Genomic DNA, 4245 nt, shown 5'->3' with positions numbered 1-4245 from the left:
TACGCGACGACAACGGCCCCCCGCGTGCCGTTCCTATTATCCTGGGGTACCCAGGACGACATTGTCGACTGGGCGAGTCAGTCAGGGCGCTTCGTCACCGCCCTGAAGCAGACAGGCCAATTCGTGCGGACCGTCGCCATTGTCGGCGCGCCGCATTTCTGGATCAGTGATCCGATTGCCGAGACCGGCAGCTTCACCGGCTTCCTGGCGCCAAAGCTCTGTCGCTTCCTGGAAGATCGTCTGGGGCTGTCCGCAACCGGCATTGCCTGAACCAGCAAAAGGTGCTGGTTATCGATCGTCCCCCCGAGCCCAAGTTCGAAAATCTGAGCACAACGAAGCGCGCTATTTTGCGCCGCCTGCGGCGGCTAACGATGCGCGCTGGCAGTGTCCACTGTGGGTCAAAAAGCCGACCTAAAGCGCCCTGCCCGCCTACGTCCGCTCAGGGCCAGTTTCGGCCATATGGCACCGCAGCATGCGGGCGAGCTTTTTTATAGCGCCTGTACGCTTCAAGGGCGTTGGCCGGATCACGGCTGCCGCATGGCAATCGTTGGAAGGTGGCGTATTGCTATTTGATCAGTCGGGCCCCCGTGGGGAATCGGGGCTAGTCTTGAGTTTTTCTCAATGTCGCGGTCTATTGCCTGCATGGCTGCTGAGCTTCGCGCGCAGACCTTTAACAATGACCTTCTGGTTGGTCCGGAGGACAGAAAAACTGCGCAATTGGCGTTTCCGGAGATGCTCCATGTTATCGAGAATGACGATCTCATAGCACAATTTCAGAAATACGAAGAGCCCGCCAAGCGCGCGAAAAAGCGGAGCCTTCGCTGGGGTCTGGCTGCCGTTCTATTGGTCGTCATCGCTCTATTTGGAACGTCTGCCGAACACTTGTACGCGATTTATTTGCCGCATCGTGAGGCGGTCGTGCTGGCGTGCATTTCGGCAGTTCTCGGCTTGGTCGGCGCACTCATCGGCCTGCTCGGCCTCATGATCGGCAAGGCGAAAGCGGATTGGCTGCACCGGCGCATGATGACAGAGGTCATGAGGCAGTTTCATTTTCAGACGTTTGTTTGTCGTGTCGAGGAGATACGCGACTCGTTCTGCGGCGAGGACGGCAAGCGCCTTTTTGTCGAACAGCGCAACAAGTGGTTGGCTGAGATCAACATGCGTTTCGCCTATCATCTGGAGCCCGAGCTCCACGGATTGACGCAAAAGGGGAGGAACCAAAACATTTGGCTCCATCCGCCTCCGGAAGACCCGCGTCAGTCGACATTCGATGCGCTTCCTGGCGAATATTTCGACGCCTACCGGGCGCTGCGCCTGCGCCATCAGCAACAGTACGCCGATTGGAAGATCCGCTATGGCCAATTCGTCCTTGCCGGTTTCAGTCTGCGCACACTTGAAGCAATCCTGGCAACGGGCAGCATCGTCGCGACGCTAGGCCTTTTGATCGCGGAAGCTCTCGTCATTGTACCGCTTGCGGTGTTTGCGCCGCAATCGGGCTTTGCGCCGTGGGCGCAATGGATCGCAATTTGCTTCGCCGTGGTCGCGCTCGGTATGCGGACGCTCGAAGAGGGCTTGCAGCCGAAGCGAGAGCTCGAACGCTATCAGCGCCATAGCGACTTGGTGCGCGACATTCTTGCACGTTTCGATGCCGGCTCGCGCCAAATAAAGTTCGAAACTATGATCGAAATGGAACGGCTGGCCTTTGAGGAGATGCGCGATTTTTTACGCACCGCACAGGAGTCGCGCTTCGTCATGTAGTGCGGCTCAGAGGCAAACTTCTTTCGAAAAATCTTAACTGCCGTTCGGCCTGCCGAGAATTTCCCTCAGATGACCGATAAGCGTCTGCAACGCATGCCCGGAACCATCGCCCCATCCGGACAGGTCCAGCGTATGCAGATTAATGAAGCGAAGCGGGACCGGGGCATCGTCAAGCCGAATCGGAAAGAGCTTTGAGTACTGTAACGCGAACGCCGCCTCGGCACGGACCCAGTCGCTGTCGACTGAATGACGCGACCACGCTACGATTACCGCGCGCGCATCCGTCAGCGCTTGTTCGGTCACTCGATCGAACTTGACGCCGGCCTGAAGCTGCTGGTCGAACCAGACCGACCAGCCGTTTTGTTGCAGGGCTGCGGTGATTGACTGAATCGCCGTCAGGTCTTTTCGCGAGTAGCTGATAAACAAATCGGCACCGTGCGATCGGGCCGGCTGGACCGGCTGCGCCTTCCCGCCGGCTGTGTCGTGACGCTCCTTGATGCGCAAGAGGGCTTTCACGCGCGCTACCAGTGCCTTCTGGTCGATCGGCTTGGTCAAATATTCGTCGGCGCCGGCATCAAGCCCCTCGACCACGTCGCCCGATTCGGCCTTGGCGGTCACCAGCATGATCGGCGTGAACGGCAACGTCACGTCGGCCTTCAACCTCTTGCACACTTCGATGCCGTCGAGCTTCGGCATCATGATGTCGAGCAGGATGAGGTCGGGCCGCCGTTCGCGCGTCACTGCCAGCGCCTCCTCGCCGTCGGCGGCGTGCAATACCTCGTAACCGTTCGCTTCCAGCCGCGTTGCCAAGATGTCGCGGTTGGTCTCGTTGTCGTCGGCAACGAGGATGCGCGCGGGATTGTTCATCGCTCGACAGGCTCGCACTTTACGGCAGGAATTCTTTGATCTTGGCCAGCAATAACCGCGGACTGTAGGGCTTGGCGAAGTAGGCGTTGCAGCCCGCGGCGCGCGCTTTGACCTCGTCGCCGCTCAACGCATAGGAGGTCACCGCGATGATGGGAATATCCTTCAGCGCCATTTCGTCCTTGATGCGGCGGGTGACCTCGTAGCCGTCGAGCAGCGGCAACTGGATGTCCATCAGGATGAGATCGGGCTTCTCCGCTTTGGCCGCGGCAATTGCCGCCTCGCCATCGCCGGCCTCGATGATGTCGTAGCCGGCGCTGCCCAAAAGGTCGCGCAGGATTTGGCGATTGTCCTCCTGATCCTCGACTACGAGAATGCGCCTGCTCATGACTGGCTCGCTTGCTTTGCGACGCGCAGCGGCACGGTGAACGAGAACGTCGAGCCCTCGCCGGGACGCGAGTTCACCCATAGCCTGCCGCCGTGCATCTCGACGATGCGCTTGGAGATGGCGAGGCCGAGACCGGTACCGCCCTTGCTGTTTGTCTGCGCGTTGTCACCCTGCCGGAATTCCTCGAATATCTTGGTCTGATCGGCCTCGGCAATGCCGGGTCCGGTGTCGCGCACCACAATCGTGTACGCCCCATCCGCCGCGCTGGCCGTGATGACGACTTCGCCGCTGTCGGTGAATTTGATGGCGTTCCCAACCAGGTTGAGCAACACCTGCTTCAATCGTCTGTCATCACCATACGCCGCCGGCAGATCGCGCGGCAGATCGACGGTAAATCCGAGCTTTTTGCCCCTCGCCAGCGGCTCGACCGCCGTGTGGACGCTTTGCACCATATCGGCCACGGAGTAATCGGCGAGAGACAAGATCAGCTGTCCGGCCTCGATCTTTGACAGATCGAGCACGTCATTGATCAGGTCGAGCAGGTACTTGCCGTTGGTCTGCACCCGCTCCAGAACGGCGCGCATCCTTTGCGGTGCCTCGCCGTAGATGTTGTCGAGAATGAGTTCGCTATAGCCGAGGATGGCGTTGAGGGGCGTGCGCAACTCGTGGCTCATATTGGCCAAGAACTGCGATTTATGGCGGCTCGCGACCTCAAGTTCGCGACTTTTGTCGTCGATCTCGTGGAACAACCGCGCGTTCTGGATCGCCAGCACCGACTGCGCCGCGAAGGTCTTCATCAGATCGATGATGTTGTTCGCGAACGAGCCCGGCGTCTTGCGGCGCACCACCAACAAGCCGACTATTTCTTCACCGCGCATCAGCGGCGCCAGCAAGCGCGCTCGATAGCCGGCGCGCAGGACGATCTCGTTGACGTCCGAGCGAGGTTCCTCGTGGAGATCGGCAATTTGGCTCGGCTCGCCGCTGGCGCAAGCCGCCGCGATGTCGCGCTGGTCAAACCCGATACGTTGATGCCTGAGCGCGTCGATCAATTCTTGGCCCATGCCGTATGTGGCACGTAGGCGGAACTCGCGCAGTTGCGCGTCGTAGCCGTAAATGGCGCCGGCCTCCGTGCCGGACAGCTGCACAGCCTTGGCGACGATGGTCGCCAGCACGGTTTCGAGATCGAGCGTCGAATTGACCGTCTGGCTGACCTCCCCCAGCGCGCGCAATTCCTC

At 60.1% G+C, this 4245-nt stretch carries 4 protein-coding genes and 1 pseudogene; 2 read left to right on the top strand and 3 right to left on the bottom strand.

Translation table 11 applies throughout. The features are described from left to right. Together VN623_RS08080 and VN623_RS08075 are read left to right on the top strand one after the other, a co-directional pair. Positions 1–270 (top strand): annotated as a pseudogene (locus VN623_RS08080) (hypothetical protein); the annotation flags it as partial. A gap of 351 nt (positions 271–621) precedes the next feature. Beyond that, positions 622–1758, top strand: a complete 1137-nt coding sequence (locus VN623_RS08075; protein WP_325569915.1) for a hypothetical protein — start codon at positions 622–624, stop codon at positions 1756–1758. 33 nt (positions 1759–1791) lie between these two features. Here VN623_RS08075 and VN623_RS08070 read toward each other — a convergent pair whose 3' ends face one another. From VN623_RS08070 to VN623_RS08060, 3 genes are all read right to left on the bottom strand, one after another. After that, positions 1792–2625: a response regulator gene (locus VN623_RS08070; RefSeq protein ID WP_325569907.1), complete on the bottom strand. Its 834-nt coding sequence runs from the start codon at positions 2623–2625 to the stop codon at positions 1792–1794. 19 nt (positions 2626–2644) lie between these two features. Beyond that, complete coding sequence (locus VN623_RS08065; RefSeq protein WP_325569903.1) at positions 2645–3010, bottom strand: response regulator; 366 nt, start codon at positions 3008–3010, stop codon at positions 2645–2647. Further along, positions 3007–4245, bottom strand: a 1239-nt coding sequence (locus VN623_RS08060; protein WP_325569901.1) for an ATP-binding protein, incomplete at its 5' end; no start/stop codon positions are given. The genes VN623_RS08060 and VN623_RS08065, both read right to left, overlap by 4 nt.

The organism is Hyphomicrobium sp., from assembly GCF_035572195.1.
Classification (GTDB): Bacteria; Pseudomonadota; Alphaproteobacteria; order Rhizobiales; family Hyphomicrobiaceae; genus Hyphomicrobium_B.
Note: the sequence above shows the minus strand (reverse complement) of the source record. Positions and strands in the feature narration are given on the sequence as shown.

Coding starts and splice junctions, on each gene's coding strand:
- VN623_RS08075 (WP_325569915.1), top strand. CDS start 622: ATGTCGCGGTCTATTGCCTGCATGGCTGCTGAGCTTCGCGCGCAGACC.
- VN623_RS08070 (WP_325569907.1), bottom strand. CDS start 2,625: ATGAACAATCCCGCGCGCATCCTCGTTGCCGACGACAACGAGACCAAC.
- VN623_RS08065 (WP_325569903.1), bottom strand. CDS start 3,010: ATGAGCAGGCGCATTCTCGTAGTCGAGGATCAGGAGGACAATCGCCAA.